Origin of the sequence: Planktothricoides sp. SR001, from assembly GCF_001276715.1 — a bacterium.
Classification (GTDB): Bacteria; Cyanobacteriota; Cyanobacteriia; order Cyanobacteriales; family Laspinemataceae; genus Planktothricoides; species Planktothricoides raciborskii.
The window spans coordinates 1-19,961 of the sequence record NZ_LIUQ01000004.1 but is presented as its reverse complement, the minus strand read 5'-3'; the positions used below and the strand labels follow the sequence as shown (position 1 = coordinate 19,961).

Here is a 19,961-nt window from a genome sequence, read left to right as displayed (position 1 = left end):
TGTAATTGATGAATTGCCCACCGTACAAGCTAATTACTTGTTCATCGATTCTTCTAACTTAGCGATGTCGAGGAGAGTCTTCATCACAGAGTCAGGGTTCAAGCTGATAGAATCGATACCCAGTTCAACCAGGAAGCGAGCAAATTCGGGATAGTCGGAAGGTGCTTGTCCGCAAATACCGATCTTGCGACCATTGGCTTTGGCTTTTTGGATCACCATCGTCACCATATCTTTAACCGCTTTGTTGCGTTCGTCGAAGATATGAGCCACTAAGGAGGAGTCACGGTCTAGACCCAAGGTTAACTGAGTCAAGTCGTTAGAACCAATGGAGAAGCCGTCGAATACTTCACTGAATTGGTCAGCGAGGATGACGTTGCTGGGAATTTCGCACATCACATAGACTTGCAGGCCGTTTTCACCGCGCTTCAAGCCATATTTTTCCATCGTTTCGAGCACTTTGCGACCTTCGTCGGGGGTGCGGCAGAAAGGAATCATCGGGATAACGTTGGTCAGACCCATGTCATCGCGGACTCGTTTCAGGGCAACGCATTCCAAACCGTAAGCTTCCGCATAAGTCGGATCGTAGTAGCGAGAAGCACCACGCCAGCCGATCATCGGGTTTTCTTCTTTGGGTTCAAATTGCTTACCACCCAAGAGGTTGGCATATTCGTTGCTCTTGAAGTCGGACATCCGCACCACTACTGGGTTGGGATAGAAGGCAGCGGCGATCGTGCCGATACCATGCGCCAACTTGTCTACGAAGAAGTCTGGCTTGTGGGGATACAGCTTGGTCAGTTCGGCGATTTCTTTCTTGACTGCTTGATCTTCGAGTTTGTCGAAGTGAATCAAGGCCAATGGGTGAGCTTTAATATGGTTGGCAATGATGAACTCGAAGCGAGCTAAACCAACGCCATCGCAAGGCATGGAGGATAGACCAAAGGCTTCTTCGGGGTTGCCCACGTTCATCAGAATCTTGGTCTTGGTGGTGGGCAGGTTGTCGATTGGGGTTTCGATCACTTCAAAAGGAACTAAACCGTTATAGACTTTGCCTTGTTCACCTTCAGAGCAAGAAACGGTGATTTCTTGACCTGTGGTGACTACATCAGTGGCATTGCCGCAACCAACGATCGCGGGGATTCCCATTTCACGAGCAATAATGGCTGCGTGGCAGGTACGTCCACCTTGGTTGGTGACGATCGCGCTGGATTTCTTCATAATCGGTTCCCAATCCGGGTCGGTCTTGTTGGTGACTAAGACTTCGCCTTCTTGGAACTCAGCGATCTTATGGACATCCATGATCACGCGAGCTTTACCTTGGCCGATCATTTCACCAACTGCGCGACCTGTAACGATCACATCGCTGGTGCCATTGAGCTTGAAGTTCTTGATGACGTTACCAGATTTCTGGGATTGTACGGTTTCGGGACGAGCTTGCACAATGTAGAGTTCGCCAGTAATCCCGTCTTTCGCCCATTCAATATCCATTGGGGTGTACTTGCCCCGGGATTCGCTGTAGTGATCTTCAATGATGCAGGCCCATTTTGCCAAAGTCAGGATTTCTTCATCGTTGATGCAATATTTGTCGCGATCGGGTTGGGGAACTGGGACGTTCTTGGTGAGCTTAGAACCGCCGACATCATAGACCATCTTGATTTCTTTGCTGCCCAGGCGTTTTTCCAGAATTGGGCGTTTGCCTTCTTTCAGGGTGGGCTTAAACACAAAGTATTCGTCGGGGTTGACTGCACCTTGTACCACGTTTTCGCCTAAACCGTAGGCAGCGGTAATCAGGGCAGCATTCTTAAAGCCGGTTTCTGTATCGATGGAGAACATCACCCCAGAGGTGGCCATGTCAGAACGGACCATTTTTTGCACGCCCACGGACAGAGCAACGCTGAATTCGTCGAAATCAGGGCGTTTTTCCGCATATTGGTGCCGATAAGAAATGGCGCGATCGGTGAACAAGGAAGCGAAGCACTTGTGGCAAGATTCTACTACACCCTTGACACCGTGAACGTTCAGGTAGGTTTCTTGTTGACCGGCAAAGCTGGCATCGGGTAAGTCTTCAGCAGTTGCGGAAGAACGAACGGCTACGTCTAGGTCGCTGCTGAACTTCTTGCATTCTTCTTGATATTCTGGGCCAAAGCGTTCGCAGAATTCATAGTTTTGGCCGTAGGTTTCGCACAACTTTAAGTAGGCTGCCGCGATCGCTTCTTCTAGTTCTTTGGGGAATGGGGTATTCATCACCATTGCCCGTGCTTGCTTGCCCCGTTCCCGCAGGTTGTTCACATCATCCAGGTCTAAGTCAGAGAACAACTTACGCAGTTTGGCTTCTAATCCAGCTTTTTCGATGAAGTAGCGATAAGCATAAGCGGTGGTCGCAAAGCCCGTGGGAACTTTGACGCCCTTGGATCCGAGTTGTTGGATCATTTCACCCAAGGAGGAGTTTTTACCCCCCACGAGAGCCAAATCCGCTAGACCGACTTCCTCGAAAAATAGGACAAATGCTGTCTCTTTAGAGCTTTTTGATTGTTGTTGCGGAGCAGACGTTACCATAGATTTATTCCTCTGTTGTCTGTCATCTTATTAGACTTTTTTGTCAAATGTCTTTTGTTTGACTTGCACAGTTTTGATTATAAACACAGAATTCACCAGAAAAACATTAAAAAAACCTTAATATTACCATATTTTAAATATTATCAACCTTCCATCTTAACACAGTTTTTTAGAATAATTGTTATGAGATTTTAACTCTAGGCTCAATGTAACAATTATTCGCAAATCACCAGTAATTGATCCATAAAGCTTAAGAAAATTTACTGAAATTTTAACCAAAAGCTTAAAAATGCAACAAACCTTCATTAACTTAATTAAATTCCCGTGACGCTGACGATGGTGGGGCGGTCGAACCATCAGGGTATATCTCAATGAAAGCAGAAAGTCCAATTCTGGGCTGGCTTTTCGGCAGCAACGGGCAACCGCCTCCCACGGGTGCGGCGCGGGGGAACAGTACGGGAGCCTCAATTGATGGTTGATTAAGAGTTGATTAAGAGCAGTTAAGGATGTTTAGCCCAAGGAGGGGCGATCGCCCCTCAATCGTTAGACGATCTCTAGCCAAGGAGAGGACGATCGCGGATGTTGCGGAATTATATCTAGCCCGGTGGTGACTGAATGTGCGATCGCCCCACCCAGGATGCGTACCCATCCGTCAAGAAATGCGAATATCGGCGAAATCAGCGAAATCAGTGATGGGCGATCGCCTATCACAAGGCGGTAATCTATCCGTAAATTGCTTGCAGACTTCAATATGCGATCGGGTAACTGTTAAAGTGGATTACCATAGGTGGCGGATCAATCCTGGATTTGTATCCCGATCAGAGTAAAATTCTATCGACTAAACAAATATCTGACCCCCCTATAAAAATTCAAACCTGTGATGGCGGAGGAACGTAATGTTAGATAATTCGGCTCGGGCGATGGAAAAAGAAATCGTCACCAAAGAAGAAGAAGAAAACTTTGAAATGGAAGAAGAGGAGGAATTTCCCGAACTGGACATTCCGGTTCAGCAGCGGCATCTCCTCACCCACCCTTATGACTTTATTATTCGTTCCCTGAAAGCACAAGTTGATGATGGTAGCCTGATTTTGGCGGACAAATTCCAGCGGCGTCAAGTCTGGGACTTGAGTAAGTGCAGTCGATTAATTGAATCCTTATTGTTGAATGTACCGATTCCGGTTTGCTATTTTGCCGAATTAGAGGATGGTTCTTATAGCGTGATTGATGGTCAACAAAGACTCACGGCCATCTATCAATTTTTAACCAATAAATATGCGCTTAGAGGCTTAAAAGTTCTCCGAGAATTAAATCGGAAAAGCTTTAAAAATTTAGATGTTGCTTATCAACGGTATATTTATTCTCGGACGATTCGTTGTATTGTGATTGTCAAAGAATCTCACCCGGATATTAAATTTGATGTATTTGAAAGATTAAATAGCGGATTTGTTGCCCTGAATGCCCAAGAACTTCGCAATAGTGTTTATCGCGGAAAACTTAATGATTTAATTTTAGAACTTTCGGAAGATGAGCTTTTCCAGAAAACTCGCAATATCAAGGAAATTGATAAACGCATGCGAGATTGTGAATTAATTCTCAGGTTTTTTGCCTTTCATTATGCCTTGAAAGATTACCGGGGCAACCTGTCTAGATTTTTGGATCATTATCTGGAAAAAGGCTCTCATTTTGATGACGCCACTATCCAACAGCATCGAGACTTATTCATGCGGGTGATTGGCGATGTCTATGAAGTATTTGATAATCGGGCGTTTCGTCGCTATACTTTTGAGAATGGCTGGGAAAATGCCATCAACCGAGCTATTTATGATGTGATTATGTTGTCCTTTGCTTCTTTGAAGTCTGAGGCGATCCGACCGAAAAAAGCGGCGATCGCGGAAGCCCTGCGAGAAGTTTGTGAGGATGCGGAATTCAATGAATCGATTACTTCATCCACCAAAAACAAAGACCGGATTCAAATGCGCTTAGATAAGTGGCGCAATAAGTTGTTACAAATTGGTCTAGATGTTCCCTATTTTCAGGTAGGACAATAATTCTGAATTGTTGTTGGTTGTTGTAGGGTGTAGGGTGTGGGGTGTAGGGTGTAGGGGAAGAGACGAAAGAGGAAAGACGAAAGACGAAAGACGAAAGACGAAAGACGAAAGACGAAAGACGAAAGACGAAAGACGAAAGACGAAAGACGAAAGACGAAAGACGAAAGACGAAAGAGGAAGATTCTCTCTTTTCTTTTCTCTCTTTTCTTTTCTCTCTTCTCTTTTCTCTCTTCTCTTTTCTCTCTTCCCCCCCACACCCCACACCCTTTGTTTCCCCCACACCCCACACCCCACACCCCAACCAACAACCAATTACAAACAGCGCTCAATAGTTGCCAGGACAGATTGACTCAGGGCATCTAAGTCATAACCCCCTTCCAGTCCGAATAAAATCCGCCGCGTAATTTGCAAACAATAGTCTGTAAAGGTGCCGAAATCTTCGGGTTGTAAATTAATTCCGGCTAAGGGGTCAGCGGCATTGGCATCATAGCCCGCACTGACAATTAATAAATCTGGTTGAAAGTTACGCAAAAACGGCATTACTTGTTTCTCAAATGCTGGTTGATATTCGGCAATGGTACTGCCCGGAGACATGGGGATGTTGAGAACGTTGTTGTGGGCGCCGCGATCGCTACTGCGACCTGTACCGGGATAGCAGGGAAATTGGTGGAGGGAACAATAGGCAATTTGAGGATTGTTTTCTACTAGATGCTGGGTGCCGTTGCCGTGATGCACATCCCAATCCAGAATCGCCACTCGCTCAATTTCTGGTTTTTGCAGGGCATAGTCAGCGGCGATCGCAGCATTAGAAAACAGGCAAAATCCCATCCCCTGATCTTTTTCCGCATGGTGTCCGGGGGGTCGGGCGAGAATAAATGCCGGTTCTTCGTTTTCTATCACCGCCTCAACCCCATCCAGCCAGCCACTCACCGCTAACAAAGCCACATCATAACTGTCCGCTGAAACTGGCGTATCCATATCCAGGCGGCCACCCCCTTTCATGGCCAAGGCTTCCACTTCGTGAATGTGGCGAACTGTATGAACGCGGGCGATCGCTGGCATCACATCCCGCGTATAAATTGAGGTGGGCAGTTGCCATTGCAAAGAACTTGCCCAGGGTGCGGCTTTCAATGCATTGACGATCACCCTCAAGCGGTCTGGGCGTTCTGGGTGCAATCCACCTGTTTGATGGTCTAGAAAATCATCAGCATAAATTATAGTAAACATAGGAATGAATAATCGTTAATTTAATATAACCTTCGATTTTAGCAAATTTTGCCTAAATTTGCAAGTAAATTGGCTTGATCTTCCTCAACTCTTAAGTTAAGCAATCATCACAAATATAATGCTCACCGACCAAAGATTTTGGGGATTTCCGACACCGGCAATTTTTACCCTGTACCTCTGGGTCTGCTGAATCATTCAAATAAAAATTAGTCCTGGGGTTATTTAAATCACAAAATAACCGTTAAACTTATCAAATATTTAATGGGGAATCATTAAAAAGATGGGAGTAAAATGAGTCAGAAATTACGGGGAAAAGTTAATTTTCCGAAACATTGATGAAAATATGATAAAATACAGTCACAAAATTGGCATAATTTCACGGCTAAGTAGCGGATTCAAAGTTTTTTTGAGTTGTGGCTACAACAAACTGAAGTTTTTGGAGTATTTTACTGTATGACAACCTCCCAGGAGCGGATTATCCCGACGGATCTGCGGAACGAAATGTCCCAGTCTTATCTGGAATACGCCATGAGCGTAATTGTCGGTCGGGCTTTACCAGATGCTAGGGATGGTCTGAAGCCAGTGCATCGGCGAATTCTCTACGCCATGCATGAACTCGGATTAGCACCCGATCGCCCCTTCCGAAAATGCGCCCGTGTGGTCGGGGAAGTGTTGGGTAAATACCATCCCCACGGTGATACGGCAGTCTATGATGCTCTGGTGCGGATGGCGCAGGATTTCTCCATGCGATCGCCCCTAATCAATGGCCACGGTAACTTTGGATCCATTGACAACGACCCACCAGCAGCGATGCGTTACACGGAATGTCGCCTGCAAGCCCTGACCACCGAATCCATGTTGCGGGATATTGACTCGGAAACCGTCGATTTTGCGGATAACTTCGACGGTTCCCAGCAAGAACCCTTAGTATTGCCAGCCCGGATTCCCCAACTCTTGCTCAATGGTTCCTCCGGTATTGCGGTGGGTATGGCCACCAATATTCCGCCCCATAACTTGGGAGAACTGATTGATGGGACGATCGCCCTGATTCACAATCCAGAAATCACCAACAAAGAACTCCGACAATATATTCCCGGCCCCGACTTTCCCACTGGGGCGCAAATTCTGGGAGTTTCGGGCATCAAAGATGCCTATAATACTGGGCGCGGGTCAATTACCATGCGCGGTGTGGCCAATATTGAAACCATCCAACACCGAGGACGACCGGATAAAGAAGCGATTATTATCACCGAGTTGCCATACCAAACCAATAAAGCAGCATTGATTGAGAAAATTGCTGAATTGGTGAATGATAAGCGGATTGATGGCATTTCCGATATCCGGGATGAAAGCGATCGCGACGGAATGCGGATCGTCATCGAACTGAAACGGGATGCGTATCCCCGGGTCGTGCTCAACAACCTCTACAAACAAACCCCCGTACAAAGTAACTTTGGCGCCAATATGTTGGCCTTGGTCAACGGTGAACCAAAGTTACTCCAAATCAAAGAATTTCTGGAAATTTTCCTTGATTTTCGCATCGATGTGATTACCCGACGCACCCGCTATGAACTGCGGAAAGCGGAAGAACGGGATCATCTGTTGCAAGGGTTATTAATCGCCCTGGCTTCTTTAGATGAAATTATTCGGATTATTCGTTCCAGTGCAGACTCGGCCACTGCTCGTCAAGAATTAATCGATTCTTTTGGTCTATCCGAAGCCCAATCCGATGCAATTTTACAAATGCAACTGCGGCGACTGACAGCCCTGGAAGCGGAGAAAATTCAACAAGAGCACGAATATTTACAAGCACAGATTGCGGATTTAAAAGATATTCTTGCCCGTCGCGAACGGATTCTCGAAATTATCGAAACCGAACTCAATGATATTAAGAATAAGTTTGCCACACCCCGCCGCACCCAGATTGAACATTCAGAAGGGGAAATCGATGAAACTGACCTAATTGCTAATGAAAAAGCGATTATTTTGTTGACCAAACAAGGGTATATCAAGCGAATGCCAGTGAATACCTTTGAGGCACAAAATCGGGCAACTCGCGGTAAAGCGGGCACGAAGATGAAAGACAATGATATGGTCGAGCATTTTTTAACCTGCTGCGACCACGATAAAGTCCTATTTTTTAGTGAACGCGGGGTAGTATATTGCCTGAATGCTTACCAAATTCCTATGAGTTCTCGGACTGCCCAAGGCAGTGCGATCGTGCAATTGTTGCCCATACCTCACGATGAGAAAATTACCTCGATCGTGCCGGTGAGTGAATTCAGTGATGATGAATATTTGGTGATGCTGACTCAAGACGGCTATATTAAGAAAACCGCTCTTTCAGTATTTAATAATATTCGGGCTAATGGTTTAATCGCCATTTCTCTGGAAGAAGGCGACCAATTGCGCTGGGTGCGTCGCGCCACCGCCGAAGATAGCATCATTATTGGTAGCAGTAATGGCATCGCGATTCATTTTAAAACCGATGATAGTCAACTGCGTCCTTTGGGTCGGAATACACGAGGGGTGAAGTCGATGAAATTGGCGAAAAACGATCGCATTATCAGTATGGATATTATTCCTAGTCAATTGACGGCGCTTATGAGCGATCAAGAGGAGGAAGAAGCTGACCAAGACGATGTTGATTTAGAAAATCAAGAGGAAGAAACCGAAATTGCCGATCAAGTAGGACAAATGGTTTTGATCCTGACTACCGGGGGTTTGGGTAAACGAGTGCCAGTGAACAAATTCCGACTGCAAAAGCGGGCAGGGAAAGGCATTAAGGCGATTAAATTCCGCAATCCTGACGATCGGTTGGCAGCCCTGCGGGTGGTGAATGAAGATGATGAGTTTATTATTGTCACCAGTCGCGGCATTATTATTCGGCAGGTGGCAAAAGCAATTTCTTGTCAGTCTCGTGCTGCCGGAGGTGTCCGGGTGCAGCGTCTCGATCCAGACGATGCGATCGTGGCAGTGGCATTGGTGCCCCCTTCAGGAGAAGATCAGGAATCAGCAGAAGAACAAGAATAAACAAGAATAACTATGAGAAAAATCAACTTAGGCGATCGCCTTTGTCTAAGTTGGTTTTTTCTCAGTTTTCTCCCAAAATCCCCGGCTGCTTTTGGCACTTATTTTTGCACTTAATTTATCTCCAAAAGATATTGCTTCGGTGTGATAAAAAATCCGGGGATATATCCTACAGCGGTGTTCTGTTGAATAGACCACAGATATTTGGAGTAAGGGCGTGATCTTTCCGGCATTAAATCTCTATTTTTAACCCAGAAATATCTGCGGTCATGGTTCGCCCCTACAGATATTTTTGGTTGACCAATCTGAAAACCGCTGTAACCAAAAATAACCCTAAAAATAACGACGGATGATATTGCGTTTAGGAATTGTTTTACTAGGGGGAATTCTGATGGGATTATCCCCCGCCCCTTTGAATATCTGGCCTTTGGCTTATGTTGCCTTAGTGCCTTTGTGGGTGGCGATCGCCGACCCCGAAACCAACAAGGCAGAAAAGAGAGGAGTTCATAGGAAAGAGGATAGAGGAAAGAGGATAGAGGAAAATTCTATAAACTCTTTTCTCCCCGCTCTTTTCTCTTTTCTCCCTTCTCTCTTCTCTATCCTCTTTCCTCAATATATTTTTGGCTTATGTTGGGGCATTGGTTATCACGGTGTAGCCTTATTTTGGTTAACGGGAATTCACCCAATGACTTGGCTGGGAGTGCCCTGGTTAGCGAGTTTGGCGATCGCGATATTTTGTTGGCTATTTGTCACCCTTTGGGGGGCGGCATTAGTCAGCATTTGGGCAGTAGTCTGTGGCTGGATTTGGCAACAGATATCTCAGGGAATATCTCAGGGAATATCTCAGGGAAAAAATCCAGAAAATCTATCTCAGGAAAAACATCCCCAATTTCCGCAGTTAATTTTCTTAACTCGCGGATTAATTGGCACCGCTGTTTGGTGTGGCCTAGAATATTTGTGGAGTAATGGCCCGCTTTGGTGGTCATCGTTATCTTATACCCAAAGTCCTCATAACCCAATTATTTTACATCTAGGCCAACTTTCTGGCCCAAATACCATCACAGCGCTGATTGTAGCAGTCAATGGATTAATCGCGGAATCTTGGATATTGCACCAAAAAAGCGGAGAGAAAAGAGAAGAGAGAAAAGAGGATAGAGAAGAGAGAAAAGAGGATAGAGAAGAGAGAATTTTCCTCTATCCTATATCCTCTATCCTATATCCTCTATCCTCTTTCCTTGCACCGATCGCGATCGCAGTTGGTTTATTCATCGCTGCCCATAGCCTAGGGTTTTATTTATGGAACCGACCCTTAATTCAACCGGCAGAAACCGCTTTAAAAGTTGGCATCATCCAAGGGAATATCTCTAATGATATTAAGTTTAATTCCGAAGGGTGGCGACAGGCTTTAGCGGGTTATACTCGCGGGTATCGAGAATTGGCCGATCGCGGCGTGGATGCGGTGTTAATTCCCGAAACTGCATTGCCCTATTTATGGACCACCCAAAATCAGATGCAGAGTTCTTTTTATCAAGCAATTCTGGAAAAAGGGGTAGTCGCTTGGGTGGGAACTTTTGGCCTCGTGAACAATGGTCAAAAGCTAGTCAGTGACTATACCAATAGTTTATTTACCGTGATAGGAAATGGCCAAACATTTAGCCGCTACGATAAAACCCATTTAGTCCCATTAGGAGAATATATTCCCTTTGAAAAATATATCGGCGGGTTCATCGATCGCCTCTCTCCCTTAGATGCTCATTTAGTCGCGGGTTCCCCAGACCAAATCTTTGAAACTCCCTTTGCTCGAGCCGTTGTGGGCATTTGCTTTGATGCACCCTTTGCCGAACATTTTCGCCGTCAAGCTGCCGCTGGGGGTGAGTTTATTTTAACCGCATCCAATGATGCCCATTATCATACGGATATTATGTGGCAACACCATGCTTTAGAATTAATGCGAGCTATTGAAACCGATCGCTGGGCAGTGCGAGCGACGAATACCGGACTTTCAGCCATTGTCGATCCTCATGGAAAAACTCACTGGCATTCACAAATTAATCAGTATGATTTGTATGCCGGTACAATTTATCGTCGTACCACAAAAACTCTCTATGTCCTTTGGGGCGATCGCCTCACTCCGGCATTATTAATTTTAGCCGCGATCGCCGGAAAGCTGAGTTTAAAATAAGTCTGGGGCAAATAGCGATCGGTTGGTGGGGCAATTCATCAAATGCATCAATTGCCCCTAGCAAAACCGCTTGACTCCGAAAAAATGCGTAAGTCCTTTCGGCCATCAGATAACATCCGGCAACAAACAAGAGGCAATATTTACAAAACTGACTACTCAGTCAAAGTCCAGGCAACTATAGAGCTACAATAAAAAGAAGCCGGATCGCAGCCTGTCTTGGCTGCATCAATAAGTCGTCAGCAAAATACTTCTTGCTCGGTAATGATTTCTGTGGATTGATCCGAGCGATCGCCGTGCTAATGGGAGCGATCGGATCCCTTGCCCAAGTCTGCTGAGGCGGAAGCAGCAAAGGTCTTAACAACAATATCCAGTTTTTTGTTAACGGTCGATTATATCGCATAAGTATATAAAATGCTATTCATGGTTATGTTGATTTCTCAGGGGTTTGACTACCACTGGAAAACATCATCAAAGTTACAACAAAGGCTTCATATCGTACCGTTCAAATTTTTCGCACCGAGCGGTAAACTCGACTCACGAATTCTGCCATGTCCTTATCCCGATGATTTGCTGGGCGATCGGGCTAATCTTGATCGATAAAAACTTTCTCAATTATCGGGTTAAATGTCGGATTAAAGTGATGAAATCGTGGGGTCATTAACTGGAAAATTAAAGCCTGTCACTGACCGCGATCCTATGTTAAAGGGATGAAAATTCAGCGACAGATCATCTATCCGTATTCACCAATATCCCTGATGAAAAAGCAATGAGACTAAAAGCTAAATTCTTGATTTTAATTTTGACCGTCGCTACAGGTGTGATTGGCTTAGAAACCATTAATCTTTATCTGCATCTTTACCACAATCAGTTACATCAAACCATTAAAAAAAATCGGGAAATTTATTTAAAATTTAGTCAAGCCAAAAATTACCAAAACTTGACGATGCTTGAGTCCCTGACACCCATGACGATCGCCACCGACTCAAAGCCATCAAAGATGTCATATAATATGTCAGATAATATTGAACATTGGAATCAGGCATTATTGCACAGTATTGTCAAAGCTAAAGGATTAGCAGTAAATACAATGGATTCCAGTAATTCAATTAAGCTAGAAGAATTTGAAGCCATTGAACAAGCTGCGATTAGGTTTAATGAATCCGTCAAGCAGTATTTAACTGATTTGAGCCGGAATGCCAATCAGCCAACCGCTGCGATCGCTCAACAAAAGCAATTAATTGAACATAGTCAATCCCTAAGCCACCTCCTGGATCGAGCGATATCATCGCAACTCTGGCAACTGGAAAAAAATCAAGAGATGAGTGAGAAAATTGCTCGTCGTTCATTATTTCTGAATATCATTTCCTTAACCGTTGGTTCCAGCGTAGCCATCATCATGGCTTGGTTATTTGCGAAACAAGTGGCTAACCCGATTTTAAAACTGAAAAATGTAGCTCTGAAAATTGGCCAAGGGGAATGGGACACGGATTTAGATATTAACAGCGAAGATGAAATAGGCATCTTGGCGAAAGCGTTTAATCAAATTGTGGAAAAGTTCAAACAAACCAATGAATCCAAACAATACGTCGATAAGATTATTAGAAATATCAATGAGTCTTTAATTGTCTTAAATGCTAACTATGAAATTAAAGACTTTAATTTTTCAACGGTATTACTCTTGGGCTATGAAGAAGCCGAATTGTTGGGTACTTCAATTGAGACCCTGTTTTTGTCGCCAAAAGTCTGCCAGGAAATCTTGGGAATTGACGAAAACATTGCCAACAGTTTTTTAGGCACCAAAGAAACCGTATTAGTCACCAAAGATATGCGGCAAATTCCGGTATCTTTTTCCGCTTCGATTATGTGGGATGAACACGATCGCGTGGAGGGAATTGTTTGTTTAGTTCAAGACATCTCTGCCCATAAACAAGCGATTGAAAGTTTACGCAGACAAGCGCTGATGTTTGAAACCATCCATGATGGTATTTTGCTCACGGATTTAGATGGTTACATTATTGATTGTAATCCAGCGGCGGAGAGAATTTTTGGTTATCCTAAAACCAAAATGGTCGGTCATATGACTGGGATGTTACGTTATCCGCCACCCCCATTAGGTCACGACGGAGATCGAGCTCAATATTTGACCCAACAAATCATTCATGGGGTGTTAAGTCGGGGTCGTTGGACTGGGGAGTTTCGCTTTATGCGCGGAGACGGTTCATGGGGCATTTGCGAAACTATTGTGGTGCCTTTGCGGGATCATAGTAATAAGTTGATTGCGACCATTGGGGTCAACCGGGATATTAGCGAACGCAAACAGGCTGAGGATGCTTTAAGAAAAAGCGAGGAACGTCTTGAGAGTATTTTAAATTCTCTGAATGATATTGTCTGGTCGATGGAGATTAATCGTCAAGAAATCCTTTATGTAAATCCGGCGATCGCTAAAGTTTATGGTCGTTCAGTGAATGATTTTTTAACCCAGCCATCTCTTTGGTTTGATGTCATCCATCCCGAAGATCGCCCACGCGTGATAGATTTTTCTGCGGAAATTTTTGCCAGTGGAGAAAGAGATATTGAATATCGCATTATTCGACCGGATGGGGAAGTGCGTTGGATTCGTGACCGAGGAAAACTGATCGAAGATCCTGATAAAAAATCCTTAAGATTTGAAGGAATTGCCACGGATATTACCGAACAAAAACACGCCCAACAACTCTTGGAAGAAGCCCATGCTCAATTAGAACAAAGAGTTGAAGAAAGAACCGCTGAACTGACAGCAAATAACGATATGCTGATCGCCGAAATTCGCGAGCGGGTTGCCGCCGAAAAAGCCCTAAGACAGTCGGAAAATAAATTTAAACAACTCGCTCGTCAGGAAACCCTGGTTAATCAGCTTACGGAACAAATTCGCAATTCCCTCGACTTGAGTACCATCTTGAAAACTACGGTACAACAAATTCGCACTTTATTATCCCTCGATCGCTGCGTTTTTATTTGGTATCGACAAAAAAATGCAGCCCAAAACTGTGAATGGATTTGGCAGGTAGTCGCCGAAGCAAAACATCGTTGTCTTCCTAGTATCCTAGGAGATTATGCTGCCAATCCTGATGAATTTCTCAGCCAAAAAATCCAAAACCTAGAAATTATTCGGGAAGATAATCTGGCCATTGCCACGGATATTAACTTAAAAAAAATTTACCAGGATTGGCACTATCAATCCATCTTAGCTTTACCGATTAAAACTCACAGCGGGCAAATTGGGGTGATTAGTTGTGGGAATTTTCGCCGAATTAAACCGTGGACTGATGCGGATGTGGCATTGCTTCAAGCTATTACCAATCAATTGGCGATCGCTTTGTTTCAAGCTGAACTGTATTCTCAAGCCCAAACCGCTGCCCAAGTTGCCCAAGAAAAGGCTGAAGAACTGGAAGAGACTCTAGAAAAGTTGCAAAAAACTCAAGCCCAATTAATTCAAAGTGAAAAAATGTCTAGCCTGGGTCAATTAGTCGCCGGGATTGCCCATGAAATTAATAACCCGGTGAATTTTATTTTTGGGAATATTACTTTTATTCAAGATTATACTAATAATCTATTAAAATTACTGGAAATATATCAGGAAAAACTCTCGGAACCCGATGCCAAAATTTTGGCTTTTCTGGAAGAATGTGATGTGGAATTTATTCGCGATGATTTGCCAAAACTTTTGTCATCAATGCAGGTAGGCGCTAATCGGATTCGGGAAATTGTTCTATCTTTGCGGAATTTTTCCCGGTTAGATGAAGCCAATTATAAATTGGTGAATTTACACGAAGGTCTTGACAATACTCTGCTGATTTTACAACATCGTCTTTATGGGGAAGATTTTCCCCCCAGTTATCACCACAATGGCAAAAAAATTCAAGTGATTAAAAATTATGAAAATTTGCCGAAAATTGAATGCTTTGCCAGTTTGCTCAATCAGGTATTTATGAATATTCTCAGTAACGCTATTGATGCATTAGAAAGTTCGCCGATGATGTCTAAGCATTCGTTGATGAATCACGGCCAAAACTCTGACCAAAATGGCGCGATCGCCAAAATTCATTCCGCCGACCTAAAAAGTGAATTAAAAACTAATATAAATCGGGATTATGCCTCAAATTCCGGCCATATGACTCAGCCTAAAACAGAGGTCAATTCTGGACAAATTCCCACAATTTATATTTCTACTAAAGTCCAAGAAGGCGATCGCGTAGTCATTCGGATTCGCGATAATGGACCGGGGATGACCGAAAGCATTCGTCAGCGAATCTTTGATCCCTTTTTTACCACGAAACCCGTCGGTTCTGGAACCGGATTAGGGTTATCAATTAGTTATCAAATTATTGTTCAAAGACATCATGGTAATTTGTCTTGTGTTTCTCAACCCGGAGAAGGAACGGAGTTAATCATTGAATTGCCCATTCATCAATAAATCTAATATCTTTATTAATTATCAGTGGTTGGTTATGGGTTGGTTGGTTATTGGTTGAGAGATGTTAAACTGGAAAAACTTAACTGAATCAGAACCCATTGGTGGGTATTGCGAACACCAGGAGGATATTGTGACAGAGAATACGGTAAACTGTGCGATCGATTGTGTAAATGGCTGCGTTTTGGGGGATCGATGTCCCAATCGAGAATATGCTGCCCAAGCTTCAAAATTTATTGACAATACTTCATTAGATCAAATGCTGGAAATTGCCGAAGAAGCACTCCGGCAAAAACGTATGGCTCCCCCGAAATGGGTGATTCCTGATTTCCCCGAAACAAAATAATTTATTGATTGGTTATTGGTTATTGGTTATTGCCCGATGGCGGTCAAACGCCATCGGGTTGTTGGTTATTGGTTATTAGTTATTGGGTAGGGATTCTTTGGGTAGGGATTCTTTGATTGTTAGTCATTTGTTAGTGATTAGTTTTTATAAAAAATCACCGATAAATCCCAAACAACCAACCACAAAAAAATCCCTACCCAACCACAAATAACAACTAATCACCAATCACAATTAACTTATTTTTAGAACTCAGGCCAGATTTAATTGTAATTGCCGATTTTGGTACATCATATTTCTGCGCCAGTAATTGAATGAGTTCTTGGTTAGCTTTCCCGTCCACAGGCGGAGATTTTAAATAGACCGTCAGACTCCCATCTTCGGCTGAAATTATCTTTTGTTGCTGAGAATTTGGCTTGACTTTAACTTGAATAATTGACATTTTTTAATCATATAAACGACAAGAAAATTTAAGGCAAAATGATGAATCAACTAATTTCTTTTTCTTGGATGTTTTCCGGCGCTGATGGCTTTAATAAACTGGATAATTTAACCGGAATAGATATTATAAATTCCGTCCCTTTACCTGGGGTTGAATTTACCTCCAGTTGACCTCCATGTTTTTCGACAATAATTGAATAAGAAATCGAGAGTCCTAATCCGGTGCCTTTGCCCACTGGCTTAGTGGTAAAGAATGGATCGAATAGGCGATGTTTTACTTCATCGGGAATACCGGGACCATTATCGGCGATCGCAATTTCAATTTCCGCAGCATTTTTCATCTTGGTGACAATTTTAATCCAAGAATGGCTAGAAGAATGACTATTTAAATCATTTTTAATTGGTTGGCTTTCTATGGCATCAATCGCATTCGTGAGCAAATTCATAAACACTTGATTCAGTTGCCCTGCGTAGCAATTGATCGGGGGTAATTTACCATACTCTTTAATCACCTGAATTTCCGGTCTATCTTTTTTTTGTTGTAACCGATTATCGAGAATCATCAAGGTACTGTCTATGCCTTCGTGAATATCCACATCTTTAATTTCTGCTTCATCCAACCGGGAAAAAGTTCTTAAAGATTTGACAATTTCCCGAATTCTGGATGCGCCGATTTTCATTGAATGTAAAACTTTAGAAAAGTCTTCAGTTAAATATTCTAACTCAATTTCCTCCATAAATTTTTCAATTTCTTCCCCAGGACTGGGATAATAATCTTGATATAATTCAATTAATTCTATTAAATCATTAAAATAATCTTCAGCATGATCAAGATTGCCATAAATAAAATTGGTTGGATTGTTTATTTCATGGGCAATCCCGGCAACTAATTGTCCTAATGCGGACATTTTTTCCGCTTGAATTAACTGCGTTTGAGTGGATTTGAGTTCTTGAAGCGTAGCGGAAAGTTGTTTGGTTCGCTGCAACAAGTCCTGGGTGCGTTCTTCAACTTTCATTTCCAGGTTTTTAGAATACTCATTTAATTGCTGATTGGCCTGTTCTAGTTTTTCGTTGATGACTTTTAACTGCCATTGATTGTGGTAATTTGCCGTTAAAATTGTGGAGGCGATCGCGGCTAAAATTGGTGAGAATACCGGAATCAGCAACCCAGTCAAAAAAGCTAGATAACTGATTGATAACAAAATCAATATTTCTATTAAAATACTGCCTAATGTAACTTGAAAAAAAATCCATTTTTTGAATGGTTTTTCCGGCAGCAACACGCAACAAATTATGGCACTAGCCAGGGAGCAAACCAAAATCCACCCCGCAGCATTTTTTTTTGGCCAAGCTTGCATCATAGGACGATTGTGCAGGGCTGCATTTAAAATTTGGCTGGTTAAATTGGCATGAATCACCACCCCAGGAGTCGGTTCTCCCGCCGAGATCATGTTACTACTATAAGGAGTTTGAAACACATCTTGGAGACTGGGGGTAATCGCCCCAATGAATACGATGCGATCGCGCATTAAATCTGGGGGAATTCGATTTTCTAACACATCAGTCATCGATATGGTAGTAAAGCGATCAATTCCCCCGCGAAAATTCAATAAAATCTGATATCCCCCTGTATATTCCTGCCGATAGCCCAATTCTTTTCCCGTGAGGGGGACAAACACCGCTTGACCTAACCCATAGATTTTTTTTTCTGAATCAATTACCCGCAGTTCTATCCCTTCTGCTTCTAAATACATTAAAGCCAAATTCACCCCTAAACCTTGTCTAGATTTACCCTCAGAATTGCCAATCAGGACTAAAGCCCGCCGGACTTTACCATCAGCATCTAACACTAAATCTGCGGCGGCTACTTGACCGGATTTGTCTAAAACTGGGGGTGGAGCGACGGAATTTCCGGCAAGTTTTTCAATGCCAATAATCTGCGGTGTGGATTTAAAGACATCGACTAATTCTTCATGTCCCGGTTCCACCACTAAGTCCCGATAAATATCCAGCCCAATTCCTCGCGGTTTTTGTGCTTTGATATTCTTTAATAACTGAGCCATTACTCGGTCTGTCATCGGCCATTTAGCCAGATATTTAATATCTGGCTCATCAACAGTGACAATCACAATTCTTTCTTCAATGGGTTCTGGAGGACGTAAGCGAAAAAATTGATCCAGAGTTGCCCATTCCATTAATTGCAATAAACCAGAAATACTCCCAGCAATGACAACCGCTGCCACGCTGGGAGCAATGATAAATACTCCCTTCCAAAGATTAACTTGTTGTTTATTATTTGGCCACATTAAAATGGTTTTTGCTGGGATCCGATCATTGCTTCTCGGTTTACAATCCTGATATCTTTTGGTTTTTGACTAAATTTTTGAGCCGAATTCAGGAACGACGAACGACTATCCACAGTTTTACAACTGCTCGGTGATTGGTTGAGAGGCGATCGCCTCCAGTCCCACCTGTTTTAACAAATCTGACCATTCACTTGCCAAAGTCGCATCATCAGGTTGAGCCAACTTTGCCGAGTTTAAGATTTTCAAAGTGTCATACCAAATCCCCTCTTTGGCATAAATTGTTGCCAATTTAACCGGGGTTAAAGATCCAACTCGATCCCTGGGAACAGGAGACTCCACTCGTTTGATCCGGTGACACTATAGTTATCTGGTCAAAGAATGCCGTCGGGGGCGATCGGCGCAAAGAACCAGACATATTCTTTCCCCATCTCCAGTTCTGGGGCATCATCGGGAAGCGTCAATTCGAGAATACCGCCTTGACCAGAAATCTTGAATGTTTTTTGATAGTGATGATTGCGATTAGCATCTTGCAGACTGAAAAACCGTGAACATGAGCGTGGCACTCGCTAGAGTGACGTAGAAAAGTGTTTTGGACATCAAGCTAGAAGTTCTAGTCATAAGGGATGTTCCCATGATAAGTCAGGTACAAACTTGAGTTGATCTATTTAGTTGATCTACAACCAATTTCCAGTCAAGACGAAAGGCGCCCAAAAATAAGGATGATCCTATTCAGGATTTTTCAATAAGCTCAGTTGAACTCGGCGCAGTGCTTCCGCTTTGGTCAAATTCAACTTGGGTTGAGTCAGTTGAAGATAGAATTCACTCATTAGGTCAGCGGTAGATTGGTCACTGACTGACCTGAGTGTTGCCAAGATACTCCTTGCCCCTGATCGAAGTGCAAATCCTGCTAATCCTAGTGTAGCCTGTCGATCGCCCGCTGCGGTTTGACAAGCGCTTAAAACCAGTAATTATACTGGGTTTAAGCTTCCTTCCAGTCGATTTTCAAATAATTCCGCAAAGTCTTTGACGTTAATGCGATCGTCCCAAGTGAGCAGAAAGGTTTCTTCTGGGTTAGAACTGAATTGACCGTGGGTGGCTAGGTGAACGATGGGAAAGGGTTTGGCGTTGACCTGAGATTCAGAGCGATCGCGGGTAAAGTCCTGGTTTAACAAAGCTTTACTATCAACCATTTGCGAAATTTCTGCAAGTTCTTGTGCCACCCCAGGCAACGCCGCAAACCCTTGCCTTGCTTCAGTCAGTCCCACAGTTAGGGCTGTGAGTTTTTTCCGTTCCAAACCTTCAGCAAATAGTTGTAAACCGCTCGTAAAAATCTGGACAAAGTTACCCAAAGGTAGACAGTGTTAGACAGCTACGTTTGTAA

The 19,961-nt window shown here is 43.4% G+C and carries 13 protein-coding genes and 1 pseudogene; 5 read left to right on the top strand and 9 right to left on the bottom strand.

What is annotated here, in order from left to right; all coding sequences use genetic code 11:
• Positions 1 to 33: 33 nt before the first annotated feature.
• Positions 34 to 2,553 carry a phosphoenolpyruvate synthase gene (ppsA, locus tag AM228_RS03520; RefSeq protein WP_054464731.1) on the bottom strand — a complete coding sequence of 840 codons (2,520 nt, stop codon included), beginning with the start codon at positions 2,551 to 2,553 and terminating at the stop codon, positions 34 to 36.
• A 543-nt stretch (positions 2,554 to 3,096) separates the two neighbouring features.
• Positions 3,097 to 3,303 (bottom strand): hypothetical protein, encoded by a 207-nt coding sequence (locus tag AM228_RS31745; RefSeq protein WP_156331508.1) that lies wholly within the window; start codon positions 3,301 to 3,303, stop codon positions 3,097 to 3,099.
• A gap of 146 nt (positions 3,304 to 3,449) precedes the next feature.
• Between AM228_RS31745 and AM228_RS03515 the strand changes: the two genes are divergently transcribed.
• A complete protein-coding gene (locus AM228_RS03515) occupies positions 3,450 to 4,601 on the top strand; it encodes a DUF262 domain-containing protein (protein ID WP_054464730.1) in 1,152 nt (383 codons plus the stop codon).
• A 312-nt stretch (positions 4,602 to 4,913) separates the two neighbouring features.
• Here the strand turns inward: AM228_RS03515 and AM228_RS03510 are convergent, their stop codons facing one another.
• Positions 4,914 to 5,828: a histone deacetylase gene (locus tag AM228_RS03510; RefSeq protein ID WP_054464729.1), complete on the bottom strand. Its 915-nt coding sequence runs from the start codon at positions 5,826 to 5,828 to the stop codon at positions 4,914 to 4,916.
• Positions 5,829 to 6,281: 453 nt separating this feature from the next.
• On the opposite strand from AM228_RS03510, the gene gyrA reads away from it, so the two are divergent.
• A complete protein-coding gene (gene gyrA, locus AM228_RS03505; protein WP_054464728.1) occupies positions 6,282 to 8,861 on the top strand; it encodes a DNA gyrase subunit A in 2,580 nt (859 codons plus the stop codon).
• A gap of 388 nt (positions 8,862 to 9,249) precedes the next feature.
• Positions 9,250 to 11,040, top strand: a complete 1,791-nt coding sequence (lnt, locus tag AM228_RS03500) for an apolipoprotein N-acyltransferase (RefSeq protein ID WP_231636587.1) — start codon at positions 9,250 to 9,252, stop codon at positions 11,038 to 11,040.
• A 175-nt stretch (positions 11,041 to 11,215) separates the two neighbouring features.
• Here the strand turns inward: lnt and AM228_RS03495 are convergent, their stop codons facing one another.
• A complete protein-coding gene (locus AM228_RS03495; RefSeq protein ID WP_054464727.1) occupies positions 11,216 to 11,440 on the bottom strand; it encodes a hypothetical protein in 225 nt (74 codons plus the stop codon).
• A gap of 366 nt (positions 11,441 to 11,806) precedes the next feature.
• Here AM228_RS03495 and AM228_RS03490 point away from each other — a divergent pair, with 366 nt between their 5' ends.
• Both AM228_RS03490 and AM228_RS03485 read left to right on the top strand, forming a co-directional pair.
• Entirely contained in the window at positions 11,807 to 15,493 is a 3,687-nt protein-coding gene (locus AM228_RS03490) for a PAS domain S-box protein (protein WP_054464726.1), read from the top strand.
• A 130-nt stretch (positions 15,494 to 15,623) separates the two neighbouring features.
• On the top strand, positions 15,624 to 15,836 hold the full coding sequence (locus AM228_RS03485; protein WP_054464888.1) for a hypothetical protein: 213 nt from the start codon (positions 15,624 to 15,626) through the stop codon (positions 15,834 to 15,836).
• A 214-nt stretch (positions 15,837 to 16,050) separates the two neighbouring features.
• On the opposite strand, the gene AM228_RS03480 is transcribed toward AM228_RS03485, so the two are convergent.
• The 5 genes and pseudogenes from AM228_RS03480 to AM228_RS30665 all read right to left on the bottom strand — a co-directional run bounded on the left by AM228_RS03480 (position 16,051) and on the right by AM228_RS30665 (position 19,845).
• The gene (locus tag AM228_RS03480) at positions 16,051 to 16,275 is read right to left on the bottom strand and encodes a DUF167 domain-containing protein (RefSeq protein ID WP_054464725.1); all 225 of its coding nucleotides are present in this window, start codon (positions 16,273 to 16,275) and stop codon (positions 16,051 to 16,053) included.
• Positions 16,276 to 16,321: 46 nt separating this feature from the next.
• Entirely contained in the window at positions 16,322 to 18,580 is a 2,259-nt protein-coding gene (locus tag AM228_RS34855; RefSeq protein ID WP_054464724.1) for a CHASE2 domain-containing protein, read from the bottom strand.
• 117 nt (positions 18,581 to 18,697) lie between these two features.
• A complete protein-coding gene (locus AM228_RS35950) occupies positions 18,698 to 18,919 on the bottom strand; it encodes a DUF928 domain-containing protein (protein WP_054464723.1) in 222 nt (73 codons plus the stop codon).
• A 32-nt stretch (positions 18,920 to 18,951) separates the two neighbouring features.
• A complete protein-coding gene (locus AM228_RS35945) occupies positions 18,952 to 19,143 on the bottom strand; it encodes a DUF928 domain-containing protein (RefSeq protein ID WP_054464722.1) in 192 nt (63 codons plus the stop codon).
• A gap of 162 nt (positions 19,144 to 19,305) precedes the next feature.
• A pseudogene (locus tag AM228_RS30665) lies at positions 19,306 to 19,845 on the bottom strand (CHAT domain-containing protein).
• Positions 19,846 to 19,961: the final 116 nt, after the last annotated feature.

Bases quoted from the DNA above. Each gene is read 5' to 3' on its own strand.
- AM228_RS03495 (WP_054464727.1), bottom strand. From the start codon at position 11,440: ATGCGATATAATCGACCGTTAACAAAAAACTGGATATTGTTGTTAAGA.
- AM228_RS03510 (WP_054464729.1), bottom strand. From the start codon at position 5,828: ATGTTTACTATAATTTATGCTGATGATTTTCTAGACCATCAAACAGGT.
- gyrA (WP_054464728.1), top strand. From the start codon at position 6,282: ATGACAACCTCCCAGGAGCGGATTATCCCGACGGATCTGCGGAACGAA.
- AM228_RS34855 (WP_054464724.1), bottom strand. From the start codon at position 18,580: ATGTGGCCAAATAATAAACAACAAGTTAATCTTTGGAAGGGAGTATTT.
- AM228_RS03515 (WP_054464730.1), top strand. From the start codon at position 3,450: ATGTTAGATAATTCGGCTCGGGCGATGGAAAAAGAAATCGTCACCAAA.
- AM228_RS03480 (WP_054464725.1), bottom strand. From the start codon at position 16,275: ATGTCAATTATTCAAGTTAAAGTCAAGCCAAATTCTCAGCAACAAAAG.
- ppsA (WP_054464731.1), bottom strand. From the start codon at position 2,553: ATGGTAACGTCTGCTCCGCAACAACAATCAAAAAGCTCTAAAGAGACA.
- AM228_RS03490 (WP_054464726.1), top strand. From the start codon at position 11,807: ATGAGACTAAAAGCTAAATTCTTGATTTTAATTTTGACCGTCGCTACA.
- lnt (WP_231636587.1), top strand. From the start codon at position 9,250: ATGGGATTATCCCCCGCCCCTTTGAATATCTGGCCTTTGGCTTATGTT.